Annotated in this window: 25 protein-coding genes; 9 read left to right on the top strand and 16 right to left on the bottom strand. The window is 72.2% G+C overall.

Annotated features, from left to right (window positions below; translation table 11 throughout):
- The first annotated feature begins 55 nt into the window (after positions 1 to 55).
- Entirely contained in the window at positions 56 to 661 is a 606-nt protein-coding gene (locus AB0G20_RS32540) for a TetR family transcriptional regulator (protein WP_361308613.1), read from the top strand.
- 138 nt (positions 662 to 799) lie between these two features.
- On the opposite strand, the gene AB0G20_RS32535 is transcribed toward AB0G20_RS32540, so the two are convergent.
- The 4 genes from AB0G20_RS32535 to AB0G20_RS32520 form a co-directional block, all read right to left on the bottom strand.
- A complete protein-coding gene (locus AB0G20_RS32535) occupies positions 800 to 979 on the bottom strand; it encodes a hypothetical protein (RefSeq protein WP_361308611.1) in 180 nt (59 codons plus the stop codon).
- Positions 980 to 1,137: 158 nt separating this feature from the next.
- Positions 1,138 to 2,361 carry an RNA-guided endonuclease TnpB family protein gene (locus AB0G20_RS32530; protein ID WP_361308609.1) on the bottom strand — a complete coding sequence of 408 codons (1,224 nt, stop codon included), beginning with the start codon at positions 2,359 to 2,361 and terminating at the stop codon, positions 1,138 to 1,140.
- A 141-nt stretch (positions 2,362 to 2,502) separates the two neighbouring features.
- Complete coding sequence (locus tag AB0G20_RS32525) at positions 2,503 to 3,552, bottom strand: LCP family protein (protein ID WP_361308607.1); 1,050 nt, start codon at positions 3,550 to 3,552, stop codon at positions 2,503 to 2,505.
- Between the two features lie 248 nt (positions 3,553 to 3,800).
- A complete protein-coding gene (locus AB0G20_RS32520; protein ID WP_361308605.1) occupies positions 3,801 to 4,865 on the bottom strand; it encodes a LacI family DNA-binding transcriptional regulator in 1,065 nt (354 codons plus the stop codon).
- 134 nt (positions 4,866 to 4,999) lie between these two features.
- On the opposite strand from AB0G20_RS32520, the gene AB0G20_RS32515 reads away from it, so the two are divergent.
- Positions 5,000 to 7,318, top strand: a complete 2,319-nt coding sequence (locus AB0G20_RS32515) for a glycoside hydrolase family 3 N-terminal domain-containing protein (RefSeq protein ID WP_361308603.1) — start codon at positions 5,000 to 5,002, stop codon at positions 7,316 to 7,318.
- A gap of 27 nt (positions 7,319 to 7,345) precedes the next feature.
- On the top strand, positions 7,346 to 7,876 hold the full coding sequence (locus AB0G20_RS32510; RefSeq protein WP_361308601.1) for a hypothetical protein: 531 nt from the start codon (positions 7,346 to 7,348) through the stop codon (positions 7,874 to 7,876).
- On the opposite strand, the gene AB0G20_RS32505 is transcribed toward AB0G20_RS32510, so the two are convergent.
- Genes AB0G20_RS32505 through tsaB form a run of 4 tightly spaced genes read right to left on the bottom strand, consistent with a single transcriptional unit; the run spans position 7,827 to position 10,318 of the window.
- Positions 7,827 to 8,084, bottom strand: a complete 258-nt coding sequence (locus AB0G20_RS32505) for a hypothetical protein (RefSeq protein WP_361308599.1) — start codon at positions 8,082 to 8,084, stop codon at positions 7,827 to 7,829. The genes AB0G20_RS32510 and AB0G20_RS32505 overlap by 50 nt on opposite strands.
- On the bottom strand, positions 8,081 to 9,169 hold the full coding sequence (gene tsaD / locus AB0G20_RS32500) for a tRNA (adenosine(37)-N6)-threonylcarbamoyltransferase complex transferase subunit TsaD (RefSeq protein WP_361308597.1): 1,089 nt from the start codon (positions 9,167 to 9,169) through the stop codon (positions 8,081 to 8,083). Before tsaD ends, AB0G20_RS32505 begins: the two co-directional genes overlap by 4 nt.
- Positions 9,162 to 9,668 (bottom strand): ribosomal protein S18-alanine N-acetyltransferase, encoded by a 507-nt coding sequence (rimI, locus tag AB0G20_RS32495; RefSeq protein WP_361308595.1) that lies wholly within the window; start codon positions 9,666 to 9,668, stop codon positions 9,162 to 9,164. Before rimI ends, tsaD begins: the two co-directional genes overlap by 8 nt.
- Complete coding sequence (gene tsaB / locus AB0G20_RS32490) at positions 9,665 to 10,318, bottom strand: tRNA (adenosine(37)-N6)-threonylcarbamoyltransferase complex dimerization subunit type 1 TsaB (protein WP_361308593.1); 654 nt, start codon at positions 10,316 to 10,318, stop codon at positions 9,665 to 9,667. Before tsaB ends, rimI begins: the two co-directional genes overlap by 4 nt.
- A 113-nt stretch (positions 10,319 to 10,431) precedes the next feature.
- Between tsaB and AB0G20_RS32485 the strand changes: the two genes are divergently transcribed.
- Positions 10,432 to 10,992, top strand: a complete 561-nt coding sequence (locus AB0G20_RS32485) for a hypothetical protein (RefSeq protein ID WP_361308592.1) — start codon at positions 10,432 to 10,434, stop codon at positions 10,990 to 10,992.
- Between the two features lie 5 nt (positions 10,993 to 10,997).
- Here AB0G20_RS32485 and AB0G20_RS32480 read toward each other — a convergent pair whose 3' ends face one another.
- The 6 genes from AB0G20_RS32480 to AB0G20_RS32455 all read right to left on the bottom strand — a co-directional run bounded on the left by AB0G20_RS32480 (position 10,998) and on the right by AB0G20_RS32455 (position 16,970).
- Complete coding sequence (locus AB0G20_RS32480; protein WP_361308590.1) at positions 10,998 to 11,165, bottom strand: hypothetical protein; 168 nt, start codon at positions 11,163 to 11,165, stop codon at positions 10,998 to 11,000.
- Positions 11,166 to 11,309: 144 nt separating this feature from the next.
- A complete protein-coding gene (tsaE, locus tag AB0G20_RS32475; RefSeq protein WP_361308588.1) occupies positions 11,310 to 11,828 on the bottom strand; it encodes a tRNA (adenosine(37)-N6)-threonylcarbamoyltransferase complex ATPase subunit type 1 TsaE in 519 nt (172 codons plus the stop codon).
- On the bottom strand, positions 11,797 to 13,053 hold the full coding sequence (locus AB0G20_RS32470) for an alpha/beta hydrolase (protein ID WP_361308586.1): 1,257 nt from the start codon (positions 13,051 to 13,053) through the stop codon (positions 11,797 to 11,799). Before AB0G20_RS32470 ends, tsaE begins: the two co-directional genes overlap by 32 nt.
- 125 nt (positions 13,054 to 13,178) lie before the next feature.
- A complete protein-coding gene (gene alr, locus AB0G20_RS32465) occupies positions 13,179 to 14,348 on the bottom strand; it encodes an alanine racemase (RefSeq protein ID WP_361308584.1) in 1,170 nt (389 codons plus the stop codon).
- A 38-nt stretch (positions 14,349 to 14,386) separates the two neighbouring features.
- A complete protein-coding gene (locus AB0G20_RS32460) occupies positions 14,387 to 15,274 on the bottom strand; it encodes a L,D-transpeptidase family protein (RefSeq protein ID WP_361308582.1) in 888 nt (295 codons plus the stop codon).
- Positions 15,275 to 15,539: 265 nt separating this feature from the next.
- Positions 15,540 to 16,970 (bottom strand): NAD(P)H-hydrate dehydratase, encoded by a 1,431-nt coding sequence (locus AB0G20_RS32455; RefSeq protein ID WP_361308580.1) that lies wholly within the window; start codon positions 16,968 to 16,970, stop codon positions 15,540 to 15,542.
- A gap of 166 nt (positions 16,971 to 17,136) precedes the next feature.
- On the opposite strand from AB0G20_RS32455, the gene AB0G20_RS32450 reads away from it, so the two are divergent.
- Both AB0G20_RS32450 and AB0G20_RS32445 read left to right on the top strand, forming a co-directional pair.
- Positions 17,137 to 18,291 (top strand): hypothetical protein, encoded by a 1,155-nt coding sequence (locus tag AB0G20_RS32450; RefSeq protein ID WP_361308578.1) that lies wholly within the window; start codon positions 17,137 to 17,139, stop codon positions 18,289 to 18,291.
- A 137-nt stretch (positions 18,292 to 18,428) separates the two neighbouring features.
- Positions 18,429 to 18,701 carry a hypothetical protein gene (locus AB0G20_RS32445; RefSeq protein WP_361308576.1) on the top strand — a complete coding sequence of 91 codons (273 nt, stop codon included), beginning with the start codon at positions 18,429 to 18,431 and terminating at the stop codon, positions 18,699 to 18,701.
- 4 nt (positions 18,702 to 18,705) lie between these two features.
- Here the strand turns inward: AB0G20_RS32445 and AB0G20_RS32440 are convergent, their stop codons facing one another.
- Positions 18,706 to 19,077, bottom strand: a complete 372-nt coding sequence (locus tag AB0G20_RS32440; protein ID WP_361308574.1) for a holo-ACP synthase — start codon at positions 19,075 to 19,077, stop codon at positions 18,706 to 18,708.
- A gap of 116 nt (positions 19,078 to 19,193) precedes the next feature.
- On the opposite strand from AB0G20_RS32440, the gene AB0G20_RS32435 reads away from it, so the two are divergent.
- Positions 19,194 to 19,589 carry a hypothetical protein gene (locus AB0G20_RS32435; protein ID WP_361308572.1) on the top strand — a complete coding sequence of 132 codons (396 nt, stop codon included), beginning with the start codon at positions 19,194 to 19,196 and terminating at the stop codon, positions 19,587 to 19,589.
- Between the two features lie 81 nt (positions 19,590 to 19,670).
- On the opposite strand, the gene glmS is transcribed toward AB0G20_RS32435, so the two are convergent.
- Positions 19,671 to 21,518, bottom strand: coding sequence for a glutamine--fructose-6-phosphate transaminase (isomerizing) (gene glmS, locus AB0G20_RS32430; RefSeq protein ID WP_361308569.1), 1,848 nt, complete (start codon positions 21,516 to 21,518; stop codon positions 19,671 to 19,673).
- A gap of 211 nt (positions 21,519 to 21,729) precedes the next feature.
- Here glmS and coaA point away from each other — a divergent pair, with 211 nt between their 5' ends.
- Together coaA and AB0G20_RS32420 are read left to right on the top strand one after the other, a co-directional pair.
- Entirely contained in the window at positions 21,730 to 22,698 is a 969-nt protein-coding gene (coaA, locus tag AB0G20_RS32425; RefSeq protein ID WP_248505627.1) for a type I pantothenate kinase, read from the top strand.
- Between the two features lie 31 nt (positions 22,699 to 22,729).
- Entirely contained in the window at positions 22,730 to 23,668 is a 939-nt protein-coding gene (locus tag AB0G20_RS32420; protein WP_361308566.1) for a DUF389 domain-containing protein, read from the top strand.
- The last annotated feature ends 44 nt before the right edge of the window (positions 23,669 to 23,712 follow it).

Here is a 23,712-nt window from a genome sequence, read left to right as displayed (position 1 = left end):
AACATCCGTTGGCGAACACTTGTTGACCTACACCCGTTGGCCTACGCTTGTTGGCATGAACGGCAGCGACAGCACCCCCACGGTTCCCGGGTCCGGCTCCGGCTCCCCCCGCCGCTCCGACGCCACTCGCGGCGCGATCCTCGCGGCGGCCCGCGAACGCTTCGCGACCGACGGCTACGAGCGGGCCACCATCCGCGCCATCGCCAAGGACGCGAACATCGATCCGTCGATGGTGATGCGGTACTACCGCAACAAGGAGGGCCTCTTCGCGGCGGCCGTCGCCATCGACCTGCGGCTGCCGGACGTGAGCGGGGCGGACCGCCGGCAGGACGCGGGACGGATCCTCGTCGAGCACTTCCTCGACATGTGGGAGAACAACGAGGTCCTCACCGCCCTGCTGCGGGTCGGCGTGACCAACCAGGCCGGGGCGGAGCGCATGCAGGGCATCCTGCGGGACCAGCTGCTGCCGGTCACCCGGCAGGTGTGCCCCGACCCCGAGCAGGTCCCGGCACGGGCGGCACTCATGGCGTCGCAGCTGCTGGGGCTGGCGCTCACGCGGTACGTGCTGCGGATGCCGCCGGCCGTGGGGCTGGCGCGGGCGGAGATCGCGGCATGGCTGGCACCGACGATCCAGCGGTACCTGACCGCGCCGAGTCCCTGACACGCCTGGACGGTCTCGTCGGATCATCGGCCGGACCAGAGTCGCCTCATCCGCCAGAACCACGTCCGGTCTGGTGCGTGGCCGTCCTCGACGACGGGGAACCCGCAGGCGGGCCATGACGTCCGTGAAGCCCAGCCGTCAGGCCTGCTCCGCCGCCCGCCCCAGCAGCAGCTCCCGCTCCCGCTCGTTCCGGGTCAGGGACGCCGCCCGTTCGAACTCGGCACGGCCCTGGGCCGTACGGCCCAGGCGGGCGAGGAGGTCCGCGGACGCCAGGTGGGCAGCGAGGCCGGGCTGGACTGCGGGGTCACAGCCCACCATCAGACACCTGTCGGGGCGCCCGGCCAAGCAGGGTGGGTCAGTTCTCGGCGATCTGCCGGGCCTGGTGTCGTCCCTTGCACTGGCTGATCGATTGACTTGCTCCTCGCCCTGAAGTGAAGGGCGAGGATTCTGGTCTTCCCTTACTGGTTGCCGTGCCGCTATGCGGCACGGTTTCCGGTGGGGAATCCGTGGCTTCCTGTTTCTTCGCGCTGTGCCGGGATTACTCCCGGTCTTACCGGCGCTCCGCAGGCCGATACCGCCAGTCCGGCGGCCGTCTTCACGTTGATCGCGGCGTTGGTGTCCCGGTCGTGGACGGTGCCGCAGGCGGTACAGGTCCACTCCCGGACGTTCAGGGGTTTGGGTCCGTCCACGGCGCCGCAGGTGGAGCAGGTCTGGGAGGTCGGTGTGAACCGGCCGATCTTCACCAGGGTGCGGCCGTACCGGACGGCTTTGTACTCCAGCATGTTCACGAACGACGACCAGCCCGCGTCATGAACGGACTTGGCCACCTTCGTGCGGGCCAGTCCCGCCACCGACAGGTCCTCCACGGCGATCCCTTGGTTCTCGGAGATCAGCTTCGTGGAGAGCTGGTGGTGGAACTCACGGCGTGCGTCGGCGACTGTGGCGTGGGCGCGGGCGACCTTCAGGCGGGCCTTGGCCCGGTTCTTTGATCCCTTCTGCTTGCGGGACAGCTCGCGCTGGGTCTTCTTCAGCTTCTTCTCCGCGCGCCGGAGGAAGCGCGGGGAGTCGTTCTTCGTGCCGTCGGAGAGGACCGCGAAGTGGGTGAGGCCGAGGTCGATGCCGATGGTGCGGTCGGTCTCAGGCATCCGGACCTGGTCGGCGGCGGGGTCGGTGTCGATGACGAAGGAGGCGAAGAATCTGCCGGCCGCGTCCTTGATCACGGTGACGGAGGTGGGGGTGGCGGGCAGGCTTCGGGACCATTTCACCTTCACCGCGCCGATCTTCGGCAGGCTCAGACGGCCACTGCCGGTGATGCTCCAGCGAGCATTGGCGGTGAACCGGATCGCCTGCCTGCTGTCCCTGCGGGACTTCAACCGTGGCGGGCCCACCTTCGGTCCCTTTCGCGTGCCCTTGAGGGAGTCGAAGAAGTTGCGGTAGGCCTTCTCGGCGTCCCGCAGGGACTGCTGGAGCACCACCGCGGAGACCTCGCCGAGCCAGGACCGTTCGGCCGTCCGTTTCGCCTCGGTGATCAGCTTCCGGGACAGCTGCCCGGCCGTCGGGAACGACTGCCCGGCCTTCCGGGCGTCCTCGCGGGCACGCACGGCGTCGTTGAACACGACGCGCGCGCACCCGAACGCCCTGGCCAGCCCGGCCTGCTGAGCGGCGTCGGGGTACAACCTGAAGGCGTACCGCAGCTGCATGACGATCACACTAGGCACGTCGAACCCACGTCGTCACCGGGAACATGCGAACGATCCATCACCCTGCGTCGATCGGAGGGTGACGGATCGATACGCTCGCCGAATTCTTCGAAGAAACTCCCCGGGACTCGTTTGCGCAGGTCACCGCAGCGACTCCCACAGCTTCTTGGCCCGCGGTTCCTCGGCCACCACCCGGTTGGGATCCGACGGCGCCTGCACCACGGGCATCATCACCGTCCGCACCCCGCTCGCCGGGAGGCCCTTCAGGCTCTGTCCGAGCCGGGTCAGTTCGGCGAGGGAGTCCAGGCCGGTGTCGGTGGTGAGGCCGGCCGTGACCGTGTCCGCGAGGCGGTACAGCCGGGCCGGGTCGGTGAGCAGGTCCTGGGAGGCGATCTGCTCCAGCAGGGCCTTCACCAGTTTCTGCTGGAGGCCTATGCGGCCCAGGTCGCTGCCGTCGCCTATGCCGTGCCGGGTGCGGGCGAGGGCGAGGGCCCGGGTGCCGTCCAGGTGGTGGGTGCCCGCCTTCAGCCGCAGATGACTGTCCTCGTCGGCGATGTCCTCGTCCGTGGTGACGGTGACGCCGCCGAGCGCGTCGACCAGCCGGGCGAAGCCCGAGAAGTCGATCTCGAGGTAGTGGTCCATGCGGACGTTCGTCAGCGCCTCGACCGTCTTCACCGCGCAGACCGGACCGCCCACCTCGTAGGCGCTGTTGAACATGGAGTTGCGGGCGACCGCCGTCGACCCGCCGGAGGGTCGCGGGCAGGACGGGCGGGTGACCAGGGTGTCGCGCGGGATGCTCACCACCGTCGCGCCGGTCCGCCCGGCGTCGAGATGGACGACCATCGCCGTGTCGGAGCGGGCGCCGGAGCTGTCGCCGCCGCCGAGCCTGCGGTTCTCCTCACCGCTGCGCGAGTCCGAGCCCAGGACCAGGATGTTGAGGGCCTCGCTCGGCAGGGCCGGGGCCGACGGCGACGGAGTGGTCACCGGCTTCGGCGGCCGGTCGTCGCCCAGAGCGCTGTCGATGTCGACGCCGGTGATGTTGTCGCTGAGATGCCAGTAGGCCCAGCCCGCCGCACCGGCGCCCAGCACCAGCACCCCTGCCAGGGTGAGGCCGGCGATCTTCAGCGCTCTCGACCGCCGGCCCACGTCCGTGCTCTCGTCCCCGTCGCGTCCCGTCACGAGCAGGAACATAAGTCCGAATTATTACGGCCAGGGAGCCCAGGGCGCCCTTTCTTCGGAAATTCTCAGATTTCAGGACCCGGAGTCACCCCAGCGTCACCACCGGCACCGGATTGCTCCCGCTCCACGAGGAGTTGAACCCGCCGGCGGGCAGTTCTCGTCGCTTGGCGTCGCCGCGGACGTCTCCGAAAGTTTCGGTGGTGCAACCGATTGGCTTCGGTGCAGCGTGGAGGCGTCCGGAACACCCGTCAGCACAGCACCTACTGTCCCGCCGGCCCCGCCGTGCTGCTGCGCACCACCAGGCTCGTCGCCAGCTCCACCCGGGTCGCCGCCAACGTCTCCTCGTCCCGCCCGAGGTCGAGGACCAGCTTGGCCGCCGCCTCGGCCATCTCCGTCAGCGGCTGCCGTACGGTCGTCAGCGGCGGCCCGACCCAGGGCGCCACCGGCAGGTCGTCGAACCCGACCACGCTCAGGTCCTCGGGGATGCGCAGACCCAGCTCACGCGCGGCCTCGTACAGCCCGAGCGCCTGGAGGTCGTTCCCGGCGAAGACCGCGGTCGGCCGGTCCGGGCGGCGCAACAGCTCCAGACCCCGCCGGTAGCCGGCCTCGTGATGGAAGTCGCCGGTCGCGATCAGGGCGGGATCCACCGGCAGCCCAGCCGTCTCCAGCGCGGCCCGGTAGCCGTCGATCCGGGCCCGGCTGCACATCATCTGCGAGGGCCCGCTGATCGCACCGATGCGGCGGTGCCCCAGCTCGACCAGATGCCGGGTGGCGGCGAGACCGCCCTGCCAGTTGGTCGCGCCGATCGACGGCACGTCGGCGCCGGGGTCGCCGGCCGGGTCCATCACCACGAACGGGATGGAGCGGCTGGTCAGCAGCGCCCGCTGCGACTCGTCGAGCCCGGACAGGACCAGGATCACTCCGTGCGGCCGGCGCGCGGCGACCTGGTCGGCCCAGGTCCGCCCGGGGGTGAGCCGTCCCGCGCTCTCGGACAGCACGACACTGAGGCCGGCGTCCCGGGCCACGTTCTCCACTCCCCGGATGACCTCCATCGCCCAGGCGCTCTCCAGCTCGTGGAAGACCAGGTCGATCAGGGGTGATCGGGTCGCCTCGGCACGGCGGCGCCGGTAGCCGTGGGCGCGCAGCAGGTCCTCGACGCGGGACCGGGTGGCCGGGGCGACGTCGGCCCGGCCGTTGAGGACCTTCGAAACAGTCGGCGCCGACACACCCGCCTCACGGGCGATCTCGGCGAGGGTCGCGGTCTGCGCGGTGCGCCCCTGCGTCCGGGTCTGCGTCCGGCTTTCAACCGGCTCCGGGGAAGTCATGGCGGCGATCGTAACCCTGCGGGCCCCCTTGACGAAGTCCTCGCACCGCCATAGGTTCCCGGAACATTCGAAGTTCATAACGAAACATTCGTGAAACGTGTGAGAGGGCCGTCCGTCCACCCGACAGGAGCTTCATGACCACCGCGCCCTGGCGTGACCCCGCGCTGCCCGCCGCCGCCCGCGTCGACGACCTGCTCTCCCGGATGACCCTGGAGGAGAAGACCGCCCAGCTGTACGGCGTGTGGGTGGGCGCCGCGACGGACGGCGGCGGAGTCGCTCCGCACCAGCACGACATGACCGCCGACTCCTCCGACGACGCATGGGACGAGCTGATCACCCACGGCCTGGGCCAGCTCACACGCTCCTTCGGCACCGCCCCCGTGGACCCGGCGCTCGGCGCGCAGGCCCTGGCCCGCGCCCAGCGCCGTATCGCCGAGGCCGGCCGCTTCGGCATCCCGGCGATCGCGCACGAGGAGTGCCTGGCCGGCTTCACCGCCTGGCAGGCCACCGCCTACCCGGTCCCGCTGGCCTGGGGTGCGACCTGGGATCCGCCGCTGGTCGAGGAGATGGCCCGCCGCATCGGTGACGACCTGCGCTCGGCCGGCGTCCACCAGGGCCTCGCGCCCGTGCTGGACGTCGTACGCGATCCGCGCTGGGGCCGTGTGGAGGAGACGATCGGCGAGGACCCGTACCTGGTCGGCACGGTCGGCACGGCCTATGTGCGGGGCCTGGAGTCGGCCGGGGTCGTCGCCACGCTCAAGCACTTCGCCGGGTACGCCTCCTCGGCCGGCGCCCGCAACCTGGCCCCGGTACGGGCCGGCATCCGCGAGTTCGCCGACGTCACCCTCCCGCCCTTCGAGATGGCCCTGCGCGAGGGCGGCGCCCGCTCGGTGATGGCCGCCTACACCGAGACGGACGGCGTCCCGGCCTCCGCGGACCCCGGCTTGCTGTCCCATCTCCTGCGCGAGGAGTGGGGCTTCACCGGCACGGTCGTCGCCGACTACTTCGGCATCGGCTTCCTCCAGACCCTCCACCGGGTCGCCGGCACCCCGGCCGAGGCGGCCCACGCGGCCCTCACCGCCGGGATCGACGTCGAACTGCCCACCGTCAAGTGTTACGGCCGGCCGCTGCTGGAGGCGGTCCGCTCGGGCTCGGTCCCCGAGGAACTCGTGGACCGCGCGGTCCGCCGCGTCCTGCTCCAGAAGTGCGAACTGGGCCTGCTGGACGAGGACTGGACCCCCGAGCCGGCCACGGCGATCGACCTCGACTCGACGGGCAACCGCGTCCTGGCCCGCCGCCTGGCCGAGGAGTCGGTGGTCCTGCTCGACAACCCCGACGGCCTGCTCCCGCTGGCACCCGACACCCGCATCGCGGTGGTCGGCCCCCGGGCGGCCGACGCCCTGGCCATGCTGGGCTGCTACTCCTTCCCGTCCCACGTCCTCACCCACCACCCCGAGGTGCCGGCCGGCATCGAGATCCCGACCGTCCTGGAGGCCCTGCGCACCGAACTCCCGGACGCCAAGGTGACGTTCGCGCAGGGCTGCGACGTGACGGATCCGGACACCGGGGGCTTCGAGGAGGCGATCGCCCGCACCGCCGAGTCGGACGTGTGCGTGGCGGTCCTCGGCGACCGGGCGGGCCTGTTCGGCCGCGGCACCTCGGGCGAGGGCTGCGACGCGACGGACCTCGGCCTGCCGGGCGTCCAGGGCGAGCTGCTGGACGCGCTGGTCGCCACGGGCGTCCCCGTGGTGCTGGTGCTGCTGACCGGCCGCCCCTACGCGCTGGGCCGCTGGCAGGGCCGCCTCGGCGCGGTCGTCCAGGCGTTCTTCCCGGGCGAGGAGGGCGGCCCGGCGGTCGCGGGCGTCCTGTCGGGCCGCGTGAACCCCTCGGGCCGCCTCCCCGTGAGCGTCCCGCAGGTCCCCGGCGGACAGCCCTGGACCTACCTCCAGCCGCCCCTGGGCCTGGCGGGCGAGGTCAGCAACCTCGACCCGACCCCGCTGTACGCCTTCGGCCACGGCCGCTCGTACACGGCGTTCGCCTGGGAGGACTGCTCCGCGACGGAACCGGCCGAGCTCGGCACGGACGGCTCCCACGACGTGTCGGTGACCGTCCGGAACACGGGCGACCGCGAGGGTGCGGAGGTCGTGCAGCTGTACCTGCACGACCCGGTGGCCTCGGTGACCCGCCCCGACGTACGGCTGATCGGCTACCAGCGGGTGGAGCTGGCCCCGGGCGAGGCGGCCCGGGTCACGTTCCGATTCCACACGGACCTCTCGGCGTTCACCGACCGGTCGGGCCGCAGGGTGGTCGAACCGGGCGCCCTGGAACTACGGTTGGCGGCGTCCAGCACGGACGTACGCCACACGGCGCGGCTCACTCTCACCGGCCCGGTCAGGGTCCTCGGCCCCGACCGGCGGCTTCGGTGCGGGACGGAGGTGTCGCGGGTGGGGTGATCCCCCGTGCGGGAGTACGGGGGTGGGATGGACAGGTACGTCCACGCGGAACTGCGGGATGCCTTCTCGGCGTTCACCGGCACCGTCGTCGGCATGGCGGTGTTCGCCGGGGTTCGCGGACACCTGCCGATCAGGCCGCACGGGCTGCCGCTGGTCATCGGCATCGGGCTCGCGTACGTGGCGGCGTCCGCACTCCTCAGGGGGTCCTGGCTCAAGCGCTTCAGCAGTGTGCGCGAGTTCGACGCCGCGCCCCGCTTGGAGGACACGGGAGCGGCACCGCCCGCCGGGGTCTCCCCGCGACGCCGCCCGTTCAACCCGGGGGTCCTCGGCTTCACCGTGGCATTCGCGCTGCCGGTGGCCCTCTTCTGGGAGCCTGCGCTGATCGTCGTCCCGCCGTGGCTGGCGTCGGACTGGCTGGCCCGGGCCCTGGTGGCCGCCCGCTGGGAGCGCAGGAACGGCCTGGTGCTGTGGCGGGGTCACGACCCGGACGAGCCCGGGCGGCTCTCGGTCAGCCGCCGTCCACCGACTCGAACCGCCACCGGTGCACCGCCCGCGTGACCAGTTCCCCGTCCGGCTCCGGCAGTTCGGGCAGCTCGGCGTCGTAGGGGGCGTCCCACCAGGTGAGGACGAGGACGCGGTCCTGGGGCGCCCTGAAGGTCTCCCGGCGCAGGGGCTCGCGGGGGAGCTCCTGGGCGCGCGCCCAGGCCAGCAACTCCTCGCCCCGGCCCTCGGACGCCCGGGCCTCCCACATCAACGCGACCGTCACGAGTAGAGGTTCTCCTTGCTGACCTCGTGCACATGGTCGTGGTCGCCCGGGACGTGGGGCTCCGTCACCGGCAGCGAGGAGTCGGCCGACAGGTCCCAGCTCGACGCGGCGCGGCCCCGGGCGACCATCTCCGCGCCGAGGGCGGCCACCATCGCCCCGTTGTCCGTGCACAGCTTGGGCCGCGGCACGCGCAGCCGGATCCCGGCGGCCTCGCAGCGCTCCTGGGCGAGGACGCGCAGGCGGGAGTTGGCGGCCACACCGCCGCCGATCATCAGGTGGTCGACGCCCTCGTCCTTGCAGGCCCGGACGGCCTTGCGGGTCAGGACGTCCACGACCGCCTCCTGGAAGGAGGCCGCCACGTCCCGCACCGGCACCTCCTCCCCCGCCGCCCGCTTGGCCTCGATCCAGCGCGCCACGGCGGTCTTCAGCCCCGAGAAGGAGAAGTCGTAGGCCGGGTCGCGCGGGCCGGTCAGACCGCGCGGGAAGGTGATGGCGTTCGGGTCGCCCTCCTTCGCGTACCGGTCGATGACCGGGCCGCCCGGGAAGCCGAGGTTCAGCACGCGGGCGATCTTGTCGAAGGCCTCACCGGCCGCGTCGTCGATGGTGGCGCCCATCGGGCGGACGTCGGAGGTGATGTCCGAGGACAGCAGCAGCGAGGAGTGGCCGCCGGAGACCAGCAGGGCCATGGTCGGCTCGGGCAGCGCGCCGTGCTCCAGCTGGTCCACGCAGATGTGCGAGGCCAGGTGGTTGACGCCGTAGAGGGGCTTGCCGAGCGCGTACGCGTAGGCCTTCGCCGCGGAGACGCCGACCAGCAGGGCACCGGCGAGACCCGGGCCGGCGGTGACGGCGATGCCGTCGAGGTCGCGGGCGGTGACGCCCGCCTCCTTCAGCGCGCGGTCGATGGTGGGGACCATCGCCTCCAGGTGGGCGCGGCTCGCGACCTCCGGGACGACGCCGCCGAAGCGGGCGTGCTCGTCGACGCTGGAGGCGACGGCGTCGGCCAGCAGGGTGGTGCCCCGGACGATGCCGACGCCGGTCTCGTCGCAGGAGGTCTCGATTCCCAGCACGAGGGGTTCGTCAGCCATTGATCTCGGTTCCTTGTACGGAGTTCTCGGGGGCGGTCAGGCGCATCACCAGGGCGTCCACGTTTCCCGGCTGGTAGTAGCCGCGCCGGAAACCGATGGGCTCGAAGCCGAAGCGCTCGTACAGCTTCTGTGCGCGGACGTTGTCGACCCGGCACTCCAGCATCACCTCGGCGCACTCGAAGGCACCGGCCGCCCGCAGCAGTTCGGCCAGCAGCTGTCCGCCGAGGCCGGTGCCCCAGCGGTCGCGGGAGACGGCGATGGTCTGGACGTCGGCCTGCTCACCGGTGGCGACGAGACCGCCGTACCCGACGATCCGGGAGGCGGCCTCGGCGACCACGTACCGCCGGTTGGCCTCGGGCCCGCGCGCGTGGGCGAGCTCGGACCAGAACATGCCCCGGGACCAGGCGTCCTCGGGGAACAGGTTCCGCTCCAGTTCCAGCACGGCGTCGATGTCCCACCAGCGCATCTCGCGCAGCTCACACGTCACGGGTTCGGTCACTTGGGGGTGACCACCTTGTAGTTCTTGGGGACCTGGGCGTCGGGGCGGCGCAGGTACAGCGGCCGGGGCGGCGGGAGTTCCTCGCCGGCCGCCAGTTTCTCGGCGGCCAGCCGGGCGAGGGCGGCGGCGGACACGTGCTCCGGCTCGTGCGCCTTGGGGAAGGTGTCCGGGTACAGCAGCGCGCCCGCCCCGACCGCGGGCAGACCCTTGACCTGCTCGGCGATGTCGGCGGGCCGGTCCACGGCCGGGTCGGTGACCCGGGTGCGGGAGTCGGCGTAGCGGGCCCAGTACACCTCCTTGCGGCGGGCGTCGGTCGCGACGACGAACGGGCCCTCCAGGTCGGCGGCGTAGGCGAGGCCGTCCAGCGTGCAGACGCCGTGCACGGGGACGCCGAGCGCGAGCCCGAAGGTGTCCGCGGTCATCAGGCCGACGCGCAGGCCGGTGTATGGTCCCGGACCGATCCCGGCGACGACCCCGGTGACGGCGTCGAGCCGCAGACCGGCCTCGGTGAACACCCGGTCGATCGCCGGCAGCAGCAGTTCCCCGTGCCGCCGCGCGTCCACCTGACTCGACGAGGCGATGACATCGCGTCCGTCGTGCAGCGCGACGGTGACAGCGGGCGTGGCGGTATCCAGAGCGAGCAAGAGCACGCAAACAGCCTACGGCTCCCCGGGACCCGGCACGGTCGCACCTGCCGGGTCGTCACCTGCTGCTACCGTCACCTACCGTCACGACAGGGATGTACGACGTGAGGTGGACGCCGGTGTCAGCCAGCAGCTCGGGAATCGTGGCCGGGCTGACCGCCGCGGCCCTCGCGACGGTCGGCTACCTCGCCCACCAGGCGGCCCAGACCGTCCCGGCCGGCCTGGGCAGAGCGGCACAGGCCGACGCGCAACCGGCGGCCGGTACGGCGAAGACGCCCCAGGTCAAGAAGGACCCCACCGCACTGCCCGCCGGCTCCGGCAAGGGCGCGCGGGTCGTGTACTCGCTGCGTGGTGACCGGGTGTGGCTGGTCGCCGGGGACGAGGCGGTCAGCCGTACGTTCGAGGTCGACCCGAGCGAGGTGGACCCGGCCCCGGGCAGTTACTCGGTGACGTCCCGCTCGAACGCGGTCACCGGCTCCGACGGCGTCCCGGTCGAGCACGTGGTGCGCTTCGCCAGTGTGGACGGCGTGGTCATCGGCTTCAGCGCGGCCGTGGGCGGCGCGACCGCCCCCGCGCCCGACCCGAAGGTCCGCACGGGCGGTATCCGCGAGTCCCGCGCGGACGGCGACGCGATGTGGACGTTCGCGACGATCGGCCGCACGGTCGTGGTCGTCCGCTAGGGCCGCTAGGCCGCTTCCCGGTGCCCGGGGGCCCTCTCGGAGAACTCCGGGTCGGGAGCGCGCGGCGGCGTGGAGAGCAGCGCCGCTGCCTCGCCGGCCGCCAGCAGGTCGCGCATGGACACCCCGGCGACCGCGAACCGCGGCGGCTGCCCCTTGCTCTCTGTAGTCGACACGGACGCCTCCCGAAGGGCCGGGGCAAACGAAGTTAGGTACACCTAACTACGGACTGGATACCATGTGACCACGCACAAGACGCCGAACGCAACATCTTGCCGACGTCTTGTCGGAACGTTCATCAAATGACCGCACACCAGGACTCAGGCGACGAGCACGCTCAGGTCCGCCGCGGCCCAGCGTTCCCCCACACCGGTGAGCGTCATCTGCCGGACCTCGTCGGTCGTGTCGCCCACCGCCCGGTGGATCACGACCTGGAGCCGGTCCTCGGTCAGCTCCTCGACCTTGCCCTCGCCCCACTCCACGACGACCACGGAGTCGGGCAGCGAGACGTCGAGGTCGAGGTCCTCCATCTCGTCCAGCCCGCCGGAGAGCCGGTAGGCGTCGACGTGGACCAGCGGCGGCCCGTCGCCCAGCGAGGGGTGCACCCGGGCGATCACGAACGTCGGCGAGGTGACGGCCCCGCGTACGCCGAGCCCCTCGCCCAGCCCACGGGTCAGCGTCGTCTTGCCCGCGCCGAGCTCCCCGCTGAGCATCACCAGGTCACCCGCGCGCAGCAGTTTCGCGAGCCGGCGACCCAGCTCCCGCATCTGCTCGGGGGACGTGACGACGATCTGGACGGAACCGGGCTCAGCCGGGCTGTGCGGTGCTGGTGCTTCCATAGCCCTTCACGGTAGCTCCTGCGGGCACGGCACCCGTGCGGGTGAGCAGGTCGGCGAGGCGGTCGGTGACCACTTCCGGGTGTTCCAGCATCACCAGGTGCCCCGCGTCCGGCACGAGCACCAGCTCGGCGTCCGGCAGCAGATCGGCGATGGCCTCGCTGTGCTCACTCGGCGTGACCAGGTCCTGCACCCCGGCCAGGACGAGCACCGGCAGGTCCGCGAAGTGGGCGAGCGCCTCGGTCTTGTCGTGGTCGTTGAACGCCGGGTAGTACTCGGCGACCACGTCGATCGGCGTGCTCTCGATCATCCGCTCGGCGAACCGGGCGACGGCCGGGTCGACGTCCCGGGACGCGAACGAGTACCGCTTGATGATCCCGGCGAACAGGTCCGCGGTCGCCCGGCGCCCCTTCTCCACCAGATCGGCCCGCTGCCCCAGCACCTTCAGCACCCCGGGCAGCACCCGCCGCACCGCGTTGACCCCGGCGACGGGCAGGCCGTAGTTGACCTCGCCGAGCCGCCCCGACGACGTCCCCACGAAGGCGACCCCGACGACCCGCTCGCGGATCAGCTCGGGGTACTGGTCGGCCAGCGCCATCACCGTCATGCCACCCATGGAGTGCCCGACCAGCACGATCGGCCCCTCGGGGACGGTCGCGTCGATGACGGCCTTCAGGTCCCGGCCCAGCTGCTCGATCGTGACCGGCTCGTCGTCCCGCGTCTGCGCCACGCCCCGCCCGGACCGGCCATGGCTGCGCTGATCCCAGTGCACGGTCCGTACGACGCCCCGCAGGGCCGCCCGCTGGAAGTGCCAGGAGTCCTGGCTGAGGCAGTAGCCGTGGCTGAAGACGACGGTGACGGGAGCGGGTGCCTTGCGGCCGAAGAGCCGGCGGCGGCGCGAGCCCGTGGCCGGTGCGGGCTCCGGGTCGAGGTCGTCGACCTCGTAGTACAGCTCCGTGCCGTCGTCGGCGAACGCCTTGCCGGGCATGCCGCGCAGCGAGCCGTACGGCCCCGCCGAGTCCAGGGCGAGCCGGGCCTTCTGGCGCATGCCGCGGCCGACCGTCATCCGCTCCAGGGCGACACCGGCGGCCGCGCCCGCGGCCACCACGCCTATCGCCACGCCGGCGATACCGGTCGCCCGGCGCCAGCCTCCCGCCGCCCCCGCGGCGGAGGCCGCGACGGCCGCGGAGGCGACGTCCGCGACGACCTCCGCACTGCTCTCGCTCACGTACCGCTCCTCTTCGCCGGGGTGCCGATCGGGTGACTCACCGGGTCGAGTGAATCGGTGAGCCTGATGATGCTGCTGTTGTCAGGGTGCCTGGTGTTCCTCGCGTGACGGGTTCCCCGTGCGAGTTACCCGTCCCGTTCCTCATTCACATAGACGCGAGGAACACGCGTTCCGATCCGGGTCACGATCTCGTAGGCGATGGTTCCGGCCGCCTGGGCCCAGTCCTCCGCGGTGGGCTCACCGCGGTCCCCGGACCCGAAGAGGACCGCCTCGGCCCCCGCCGCGGGCTCGTCGCCCCCCAGATCCACGACGAACTGGTCCATGGCGACCCGCCCGGCGATCGTGCGCCACTTGCCCTCGACCAGGACCGGCCCGGCCGAGGAGGCGTGCCGCGGAATGCCGTCGGCGTAGCCCAGCGGCACCAGGCCGAGGGTGGTCTCGCCGGGGGTGACGTACCGGTGGCCGTAGCTGACGCCGTGGCCGCCCGGGACGTGCTTGACCAGGGCCAGCGAGGCGGACAGCGTCATCACCGGGCGCAGCCCGAAGCCGGCCGAGGTGCCGAGCTCGGGGCTGGGCGAGATGCCGTAGGTGGCGATGCCGGTGCGGACGAGGTCGAAGTGGCTCTCGGGGAGCGTGAGCGTGGCCGGCGAGTTGGCGATGTGCCGGACCTCGGGCCGCACGCCCTGTCCCTCGGCGTACGCGACCATCTCCCGGAACAGGCCGAGCTGGGCGGCGATGGAGGGATGCCCGGGCTCGTCGGCGCAGGCGAAGTGCGACCACAGCCCCGTGACGCGCAGCAGCCCCTCGGCCTCGGCCCGCAGGGCCTCACCGACGAGCGCGGCCCAGTCGTCCCCCGGCTGGCACCCGTTGCGCCCGAGCCCGGTGTCGGCCTTGAGCTGCACGCGAGCGGGCCGGTCGGCTCCCCTGGCCGCCTCGACGACCTCGCGCAGCGCCCACATCCCGCTGACGGACACGTCCAGCTCGGCCTCGATGGCCTCGCGCCACGGCCCGCAGGGCGTCCACAGCCAGCACATGATGCGGCCCGGCAGCCCGGCGGCCCGCAGGGCGAGGGCCTCCTCGGGCGTGGCCGTGCCCAGCCAGCTCGCCCCCGCGTCGACGGCCGCGCGGGCGCACGGCACAGCCCCGTGGCCGTACGCCTCGGACTTCACCACGGTCATCACGGCCGCGCCCGGCGCATGGGCACGCAGGGCCCGCACGTTGGACCGCAGGGCGGCCAGGTCGATCTCGGCACGGGCCCGCAGAGGCGCGGTCCGCGGGGCTGTTCTCTCGCTCATCGCGCCCAGTGTCTCAGAGGGCTCCAGAGGCGGGACGGCTACGTCCCTGGCCGCCGCCCCCACACGAACACCCAGTCGCCCGTCTTGAGCACGCCCCACAACCTCCGCGCGTCACCCACGGTGAGGTTGACGCAGCCCATCGAGCCGACGGCGGTGTGGAGAGAGCCGTAGACGCCGTGGAAGGCCTGCCCGCCGCTGAAGAACTGGGAGTACGGCATGGGCGTGTTGTACAGCGTCGACCAGTGGTTCTTGTGCCGCCAGTAGACCTTGTGCCATCCGGCCCGGGTCCGGTAACCGGCCCGCCCGCTGCGGATGGGCACCGCCCCGAACACGACCTGCTTGCCCTTCTGCACCCACATCAGCTGGCGGCTGAGATCCACGCACACCACGGGATGGGCCCGCAGCGGGCACTTCCCGGCGGCATTCGGATTCCGGCGGGCCGACAGGTACTGCATCCGCGACCACGTGACCGGCCCGGCGAAGCCCATGGCCGGCTTGATCCCCTGCCGCACCTGGAACGCCCGGATGGCCCGGCAGTCGCCCGCCGACTGCTTCCCGTCGGCCCGCAGTCCCAGCCACCTCTCGACCTGCCGCTGATACGGCCCCGCCTTCGCGGTGCAGCTCACCTGCGCGACCGCCTCACCCAACGGCACGTACTCGACGAGCGCGTACGTCCCCGCCACCGCGCTCCGCGGCTCGACGGCCTCCTCCTCGGCGGACGGCGTGTACACCACGGGCGGCAGTGCCTGGTCCGGCGTGTCGAGCGACCAGGGCTGCGCGGGCCCCGGCGCGACCCCGGGCACCAGCTCGGCGGGCGGCCCCGGAGCCGGCGGCACGGGAGCGGCCCCGGCGACACCGACGGGCAGCACGGTGACAGCGGCGAGCAGAAGGGCGAGAACACGCCCGGCGGTGCGTCTGCGGGTCATGCGCCCAGACAAGCGCGGCGCCCGGCCCGGGCCGGGGTTGCCGCGCGGCGCGGGTCACCCGGAGGCATCAGCCGCCCACCCGGCGCACCCGACGTCACAGCTCAGCCACCCACCAGCCCGTCCGGCGCTTGAGGACGAGGCCGTTCAGGCCGAAGCGGGGGCGCGGGGGCGGCAGCCCCCGGGTCGGGACGGGAAGGGGCGGAGGGGGCGACCCAACCCCGCAGCACCCCCCGACCCGCAGCCGACGGCCCCGGCCCCCCGAACCTCACCCCAGAACATTCCGCCAAGCCTCCGGAATCGCCGCGGCCACGTCATGCGCCCCCACCGGCGCCCCCTCCGCCGCCAACCGACCGGCCAGCCCATGCAGATACGCCCCGACACTCCCCGCATCCACCGCCGACAACCCCGCCGCCAGCAACGACCCGCCGAGCCCCGACAGCACGTCCCCGCTCCCGGCCGTGGCCAGCCACCCCGTCCCCGTCGGATTCACCCGCACCGCCCCGCCCCCCGAGTCGGCCACCAGCGTCGTGGACCCCTTCAGCAGCACGGTCGCCCCGTACCGCCGCGCGAGCTCCCGCACCGCGGCCAACCGGCCCCTCTCGACCTCCCCCCGCTCCACACCCAGCAGCGCCGCCGCCTCCCCCGCATGCGGCGTCATCAGCGTCGGCGCCCGCCGCCCCCGCACGACCTCCGCGTCCGCCAGCCGCAGCCCGTCCGCATCGATCAGCACCGGCACGTGCGCCGCCAGCACCTCCGCCACCGTCGCCGCGTCGTCCCCGGCCCCCGGCCCGACGACCCACGCCTGCACCCGCCCGGCATGCTTCGGCCCCTGATCCGACACGAGCGTCTCGGGAAACCGCGCGATGACGGCGTCCCCGGCCGGCCCGACGTACCGCACGGCCCCGGCCCCACCCCGCAGCGCGCCCGAGACGGCGAGCACGGCCGCCCCCGGATAGCGCGCCGACCCGGCGGCGATCCCGACCACGCCGCGCCGGTACTTGTCGCTCTCCGCCCGCGGCACCGGCAGCAGCCGGGCCACGTCCACGTGCTGCAACGCCTCCAGCTCCGGTTCGACGGGCAGCTCCAGCCCGATGTCGACCAGCCGCACCGACCCCGCGTACTCCCGCGCGGGGTCGATCAGGAGCCCCGGCTTGTGCGTCCCGAACGTCACGGTCAGATCGGCCGGCACGGCAGCCCCGCGCACCTCGCCGGTGTCGGCGTCGACACCGCTCGGCAGATCGACGGCGACCACGGCCCCGCGCGACCGCCCGGCGGCAGCGGCCAACGGCACCGCGTCCGGCCGCAACCCGCCCTTCCCGCCGATCCCGACGATCCCGTCGACGACGAGATCCGCGCCCTCGGCGAGCGCCTCGCCCTCACCGGTCCCCGCGACCCGTCCCCCGGCCCGCCGCAACGCCGCGAGTCCCGCCGCGTGCGCCCGCTCCGGCGCGAGCAGCACGGCCGTGACTCCGGCCCCCCGCCGGGCCAGCCGGGCCCCGGCATACAGGGCGTCACCTCCGTTGTCGCCACTGCCGACCAGCAGCACGACCCTGCTTCCGTACACCCGCCCCAGCAGGTCGGCGCAGGCCACGGCGAGCCCGGCGGCGGCGCGTTGCATCAGCGCCCCCTCCGGCAGCCGCGCCATCAGCTCCCGTTCGGCGTTCCGGACCGTCTCCACGCTGTACGCAGTACGCATGCGGTCGAGTTTCCCGTACGACCGCCGGACCACTCCCCCTCACACGCATCTCCCGCACCTGCGAACCGCGTCGCGTCCATTGACGCTCCGCCGTCCCTTTGCCAGACTCCCGGCCGCGCAGAAAGCGCTTGCACACTCCCCCACGTCCGACGAAACCGAGGCCCCCATGGGACGCAGAGCCGCATTACTGGCCGCCGCCGGTGCCACTGCCCTCCTCACCGCCGCCGGCACCCTGACCGCCCCCGCCACGGCCGCCCCCACGCGCGCACTGGCCTGCGGAGACGGCTCCTACCAGGCCGAGGCCGTGCAGAGCGGCAGCAACTGGACCGCCCGGCGCGGCGGCAGCACGGTCTACACCGGCACCGACATGCGCGCGGCCGTCCAGGCGGCCGTCAACAGCCTCACCTCGGGGCGCACAGCGAAGGAACGGGTCGTGGTCCGCGGCTCGGGTTCGGTCTCGGCGGGCTCACGCATCTCGCTGCCGAGCTACACCGTCCTCGACGTCTGCGGCACGATCAACGTCACCGGCAGCGGCTCGGGCGACCAGGCGCCGGTCTACTCGCGCGGCACCCGCGACGTCGAGGTCCAGAACCTCAAGCTCACCGGCACCCCGCTGTACGGCATCTTCCTGCGCAACGTCCAGAACGTGACGCTGGGTCAGATCGACATGCGCCTCTCGCGCGGCCTGGGCGTCCGCATCGACAACCGGGGCGACACCAGCCAGTGGACGCGCAACGTCCGCATCGACAACGTCTACGTCTCCGGCGCGTCCAGCCACGCGGTCGAGACCTACGGCGTCGACGGCCTCACCATCGGCACGGTGACGGCCCGCAACGTCGGCGAGTCCGGCCTGCTGCTCAACCAGACCATCAACGCAAATGTCACCAAGGTCGACGCGGAGAACGCCGGCACGGGCACCGGCTACGCCGCCTTCCGCATGGCCAACCGCAACGGCCGGGTCGGCAGCGGCTACCCCACCAACATCCGCGTCGGCGAGGTCATCGCGCGCGGCGGCGGGCGCGGGGTGTTCTGCGTCTCGGAGAGCGGCGGGGCCGTCATCGGCAGGGTGACGCTCTCGAACACCGGCAACAACTCGGTCCTGATCGAGAACTGCTACAACGTCAGCCTCGCGACCCAGAGCGGCACGATCACCGGCGGGGGCGAGCTGCGGCTGGCCGCCCGCTCGGAGTTCCCCAACAACAAGGACATCACCGTCCAGAACCTGACGGTCACCAACTCGGCCATCAGGGAGAGCCCGTGCGGTGAGAACACGACGTTCCGCAACATCACGCGGGTGAACAGCAGCCAGTCGATCTGCTGACGGAACCTCCGAGACCCCCACGCTCCGAAGCCCCCGGCCCCAGGTCGGGGGCTTCGGGGCCCTGTTCCCCCGGACCACGCCCCGGGCGTATGATCGAGCCGAGTTTTGAACTCGTTCAAAAGGGGGATCGACGAGACATGACCGGCTCGACAGCATCCGAGGACACAGACAGCCCCGCCACCGCCCTGGGCCCCACGGCCTTGGTCCTCGGCGTCTTCTCGGCCGTGGGCACCTGGGCGTTTCTGATCCCGTGGACGGTGCTGGCCGGAGCGCTCGCCGTGACCTTCGGGACGATGGGCCTCCACTACGCCCGCCGGGGAACGGGCCGGCTGTGGCCGGCGGCGGCCGGTACGACACTGGGCGCGATCGGCCTCATCGGCACGATCACGCTGATCTGGTCCCTGGCCTAGCGCCTCACCCCTCGGCGATGACCACGGCGGAGGCGACACCCGCGTCGTGACTCAGCGACACGTGCCAGGACCGCACGCCGAGCTCGGCGGCCCGGGCGGCCACCGTCCCGGTCACCCGCAGCCGGGGCTGCCCGCTGTCCTCGACGCACACCTCGGCGTCGGTCCAGAGCAGCCCGGGCGGAGCGCCGAGCGCCTTGGCCAGCGCCTCCTTGGCCGCGAACCGCGCGGCGAGCGAGGCCACCCCGCGCCGCTCCCCGCTGGGCAGCAGCAACTCCCGCTCCACGAACAGCCGCTCGGCCAACGCGGGCGTACGCTCCAGTGAAGCAGCGAACCGCTCGATCTCGGCAACGTCGATGCCGACCCCGATGATGCTCATGGGCAGCACCCTACGGTGACGGGCCGGATCCGGCGGGAACGGCTCCCGATGCGCCGCCCGGGCGACCCCTTGATCTTCAACTCCCCCTCCCCCTTATAGAGTTCGCGCTGACCGCGATGAGCAAACGGCATCGCATCGAACGGGAGGACATCATGAAGTTCAAGTCGCTGGGGACCGCGGCCACCGCCATGGCCCTCTTCGCCACGGCCCTCACCGGCACCGTCGCCACCGCCGGCACCGCCGCCGCGGCGGTGAAGCCGGACTGCAGCAGCGCGCTGGTCAACGTGAAGCCCAAGGCAACCGTCAACCTCCGCAGCCAGCCCAAGACGAGCTCCACGGCTCTCGGCACCTGGGGCAAGGGCAAGAAGGGCGGTGTCTGCTTCGGCGACCGCAAGCCCACCAAGGGCGGCAGCTACACGGCCTGCGGCAAGACGAGCAACAAGTGGTACTTCGGCGGCCCCGACAGCACCAGCAAGGAAGGGTGGGTCCCGGCGACCTGCCTGCCCATCTGAGCAGCTGACGGCCTGACCGGCTGATCGAAGGGGCGAAGGGCATCCGGCCGTTCGCCCCTTCTGCTCACTCCGGCTCGACGGTCACTCCACCGTCACCGACTTGGCCAGGTTCCGCGGCTGGTCCACCTCGTTCCCCCGGGCCGTCGCCAGCTCACACGCGAACACCTGAAGCGGCACCGTCGCGACGAGCGGCTGCAGCAGGGTCGGCGTGGCGGGAATCCGGACCAGATGGTCCGCGTACGGCACGACCGCCTCGTCGCCCTCCTCCGCGATCACGATCGTCCGCGCACCCCGCGCCCGGATCTCCTGGATGTTGGACACGATCTTGTCGTGCAGCACCGACCGCCCGCGCGGCGAGGGCACCACCACGACGACCGGAAGGTCCTCCTCGATCAGGGCGATCGGCCCGTGCTTCAGCTCCCCGGCCGCGAAGCCCTCGGCGTGCATGTAGGCGAGTTCCTTGAGCTTCAGCGCGCCTTCGAGCGCCACCGGATACCCCACATGCCGCCCGAGGAACAGCACCGTCTTCTTCGAGGCCAGCGTGCGTGCCAGTTCCCGCACCGGCTCCATCGTGCCCAGCACCTGATCCACCGCACCGGCGATCGAGGACAGGTCGCGGATCACCGCCCGGATCTCGTCGGCCCACTTGGTGCCGCGCACCTGGCCCAGGTACAGGGCGACCAGGTAGCACGCCACGAGCTGCGTCAGGAACGCCTTGGTCGAGGCGACGGCCACCTCCGGCCCGGCGTGCGTGTACAGCACCGCGTCCGACTCGCGCGGAATCGTCGAACCGTTGGTGTTGCAGATCGCCAGCACCTTGGAGCCCTGCTCGCGGGCGTGCCGCAGCGCCATCAGCGTGTCCATGGTCTCGCCGGACTGGGAGATGGCGATGACCAGCGTCTGCGCGTCCAGGATCGGGTCCCGGTAGCGGAACTCGCTCGCCAGCTCCACCTCGCAGGGCAGCCGCGTCCAGTGCTCGATCGCGTACTTGGCGATCATCCCGGCGTGGAAGGCCGTACCGCACGCGACGATGACGACCTTGTCGATCTCCCGCAGCACCCCCTGCGGGATGCGCACCTCGTCGAGCGTCAGCGAACCCGAACCGTCGATCCGGCCCAGGAGCGTGTCGGCGACCGCCTTGGGCTGCTCGGCGATCTCCTTGAGCATGAAGTAGTCGTAGCCGCCCTTCTCCGCGGCCGACGCGTCCCAGTCCACGTGGTACGACCGCACGTCGGCCGGGCGGCCGTCGAAGCCCGTCACCCTCACGCCGTCCCGGCGCAGCTCCACCACCTGGTCCTGCCCGAGCTCGATCGCCGAGCGCGTGTGGGCGATGAACGCGGCGACGTCCGAGGCGAGAAAGGCCTCGCCCTCGCCGACGCCCACCACCAGCGGCGAGTTCCGCCGCGCGCCCACCACCACGTCCGGCTCGTCGGCGTGCACCGCGACCAGCGTGAACGCGCCCTCCAGCCGCCGGCACACCAGCCGCATCGCCTCGGCGAGATCCGCACAGGCGGAGAACTCCTCGGCGAGCAGATGCGCCACGACCTCGGTGTCCGTCTCGGAGGCCAGCTCGTGGCCGCGCTCCGCCAGCTCGGCCCGCAGCAGGGCGAAGTTCTCGATGATGCCGTTGTGCACCACCGCGACCCGTCCCGCGTTGTCGATGTGAGGGTGGGCGTTGGCATCCGTCGGCCCGCCGTGCGTGGCCCAACGGGTGTGCCCGATGCCCGTCGCGCCGGTCGGCAGCGGCCTGCCGTCCAGCTCTTTCTCCAGGTTGAGCAGCTTCCCGGCCTTCTTCGCCGTCGCCAGCCCGCCGTCGGCCAGGACGGCGACTCCCGCCGAGTCGTACCCCCGGTACTCCAGCCGCTTCAGCCCGGCCATCACGACCTCGAGCGCGGACTGCGGCCCCACGTATCCCACGATTCCACACATGGGCGGCAGCTTAGGGTCGATTCCCTCGCCGAACCGGCCGCAGCGTGCCCGAAATCGGAAATTCCCACCGGGGTACGCACCCCGAAGCCACCGAGGTGTTTGATGGGGTATCTCCCGAATGAGGGCGAGTAAAGAGCCCGCGTGACGGATCCCACCTCACCATCCGTTCGTACGCCCGTAACAATGGACTGTGATCTCTCCGGTCTCCTCGATGTCCAGGAGCGCCCACCGGCCCCGTCCGGAGGCGACTCCCTACGTCGACCTCACCCGAGCCGAGTGGAGCGCGTTGCGTGACAAGACGCCGCTGCCGCTGACGGCCGAGGAGGTCGAGAAGCTGCGCGGTCTCGGCGACGTGATCGACCTCGACGAGGTGCGCGACATCTACCTCCCGCTGTCCCGCCTCCTCAATCTCTACGTCGGTGCCACCGACGGCCTCAGAGGCGCGCTGAACACGTTCCTGGGCGAACAGGGTTCCCAGTCGGGCACCCCGTTCGTCATAGGCGTGGCCGGTTCGGTCGCCGTGGGCAAGTCGACGGTCGCCCGCCTCCTCCAGGCCCTGCTCTCGCGCTGGCCCGAGCACCCGCGCGTCGAGCTGGTCACCACCGACGGCTTCCTGCTCCCCACCCAGGAACTCCAGGCCCGCGGCCTGATGTCCCGCAAGGGCTTCCCGGAGTCCTACGACCGCCGCGCCCTGACCCGCTTCGTCGCCGACATCAAGGCCGGCAAGGACGAGGTCACCGCGCCCGTCTACTCCCACCTGATCTACGACATCGTCCCCGACAAGAGGCTCACGGTCCGCCGCCCCGACATCCTGATCGTCGAGGGGCTGAACGTCCTCCAGCCGGCCCTGCCCGGCAAGGACGGCCGCACCCGCGTCGGTCTCGCCGACTACTTCGACTTCAGTGTGTACGTCGACGCCCGCGTCGAGGACATCGAGACCTGGTACCTCAACCGCTTCCGCAAGCTGCGCGCGACCGCCTTCCAGAACCCGTCCTCGTACTTCCGCAAGTACACCCAGGTCTCGGAGGAGGAGGCCCTCGATTACGCCCGGACGATGTGGCGCACGATCAACCGGCCCAACCTGGTCGAGAACATCGCCCCCACCCGCGGCCGCGCCGCCCTCGTCCTGCGCAAGGGCCCGGACCACAAGGTGCAGCGGCTCAGCCTGCGCAAGCTGTGACGCGCGGGAAAAGGCGGGTTAGATGGGCGCCATGCTCCATCTACGTCTGATCACACCGTCCGACCGGACCGGCGAGGTGGTCCTGCTGATCGAGAAGACGGTCGGCACCACCCACCTCGTCGTGCTGCCGGGCGCCGCCCGCGACCCGGCCGGCGATGTCGTCATGTGCGACGTGGCGCGCGAGGCGGGTGACGAACTCCTCAGCGGGCTGCGCGTACTGGGCATCGACACCAGTGGCTCCATCGCCGTCGAGTCCATCGACCTGTCCCTGTCCGCGCGGGCCGACAAGGCGGAGGCCGATGCGCCGGGTGAGGGCGCGGACGCGGTCCTGTGGGAGCAGCTGACCGAGGCGACGCACGAGGAGTCGACCCTCTCCGTCACCTACCTCGCCTTCATCACGCTCGCCACGATGATCGCCGCCTGCGGAGTGGTCCTGGACAACGCGATCCTGATCGTGGGCGCCATGGCGGTGGGCCCGGAGTTCGGCCCCCTCACCGGCATCTGCACCGCGGTCGTCCGGCGCAGGCCGCGTCTGGCGCTGCGCTCGCTGATCGCCCTGCTGGTGGGCTTCGCCGCGGCGATGGCGCTGACGGTCGCGTTCAGCCTCTTCATGGACGCGGCCGGGCTGTTCACCGAGGCCCAGTTGGAGGGCGACCGCCCCAACACCGGGTTCATCTACGCCCCCGACTGGTTCTCCTTCGTCGTGGCGGTCCTGGCCGGCATCGCCGGCACCCTCTCCCTGACCTCCGCCAAGTCCGGCGCCCTGGTCGGCGTGGCCATCTCCGTCACCACGGTCCCGGCCGCCGCGAACGCGGCAGTGGCCCTGAGCTACGGCGACACGAGCCAGACCTGGGGCTCCTCCCAGCAGCTCCTGCTGAACCTGCTGGGCATCATCGTCGCCGGCACGGCAACCCTGCTGGTCCAGAAGTGGCTCTGGTCGAGACAACGCCAGGGGGTCGGCAAGTCTTAGGGGCGCGGGGAACTGCGCGACAGGCCACGAACGCCCCGCAGCCC

It is taken from the genome of Streptomyces sp. NPDC024017 (assembly GCF_040638895.1).
GTDB lineage: Bacteria > Actinomycetota > Actinomycetes > Streptomycetales > Streptomycetaceae > Streptomyces.
Note: the sequence above shows the minus strand (reverse complement) of the source record. Positions and strands in the feature narration are given on the sequence as shown.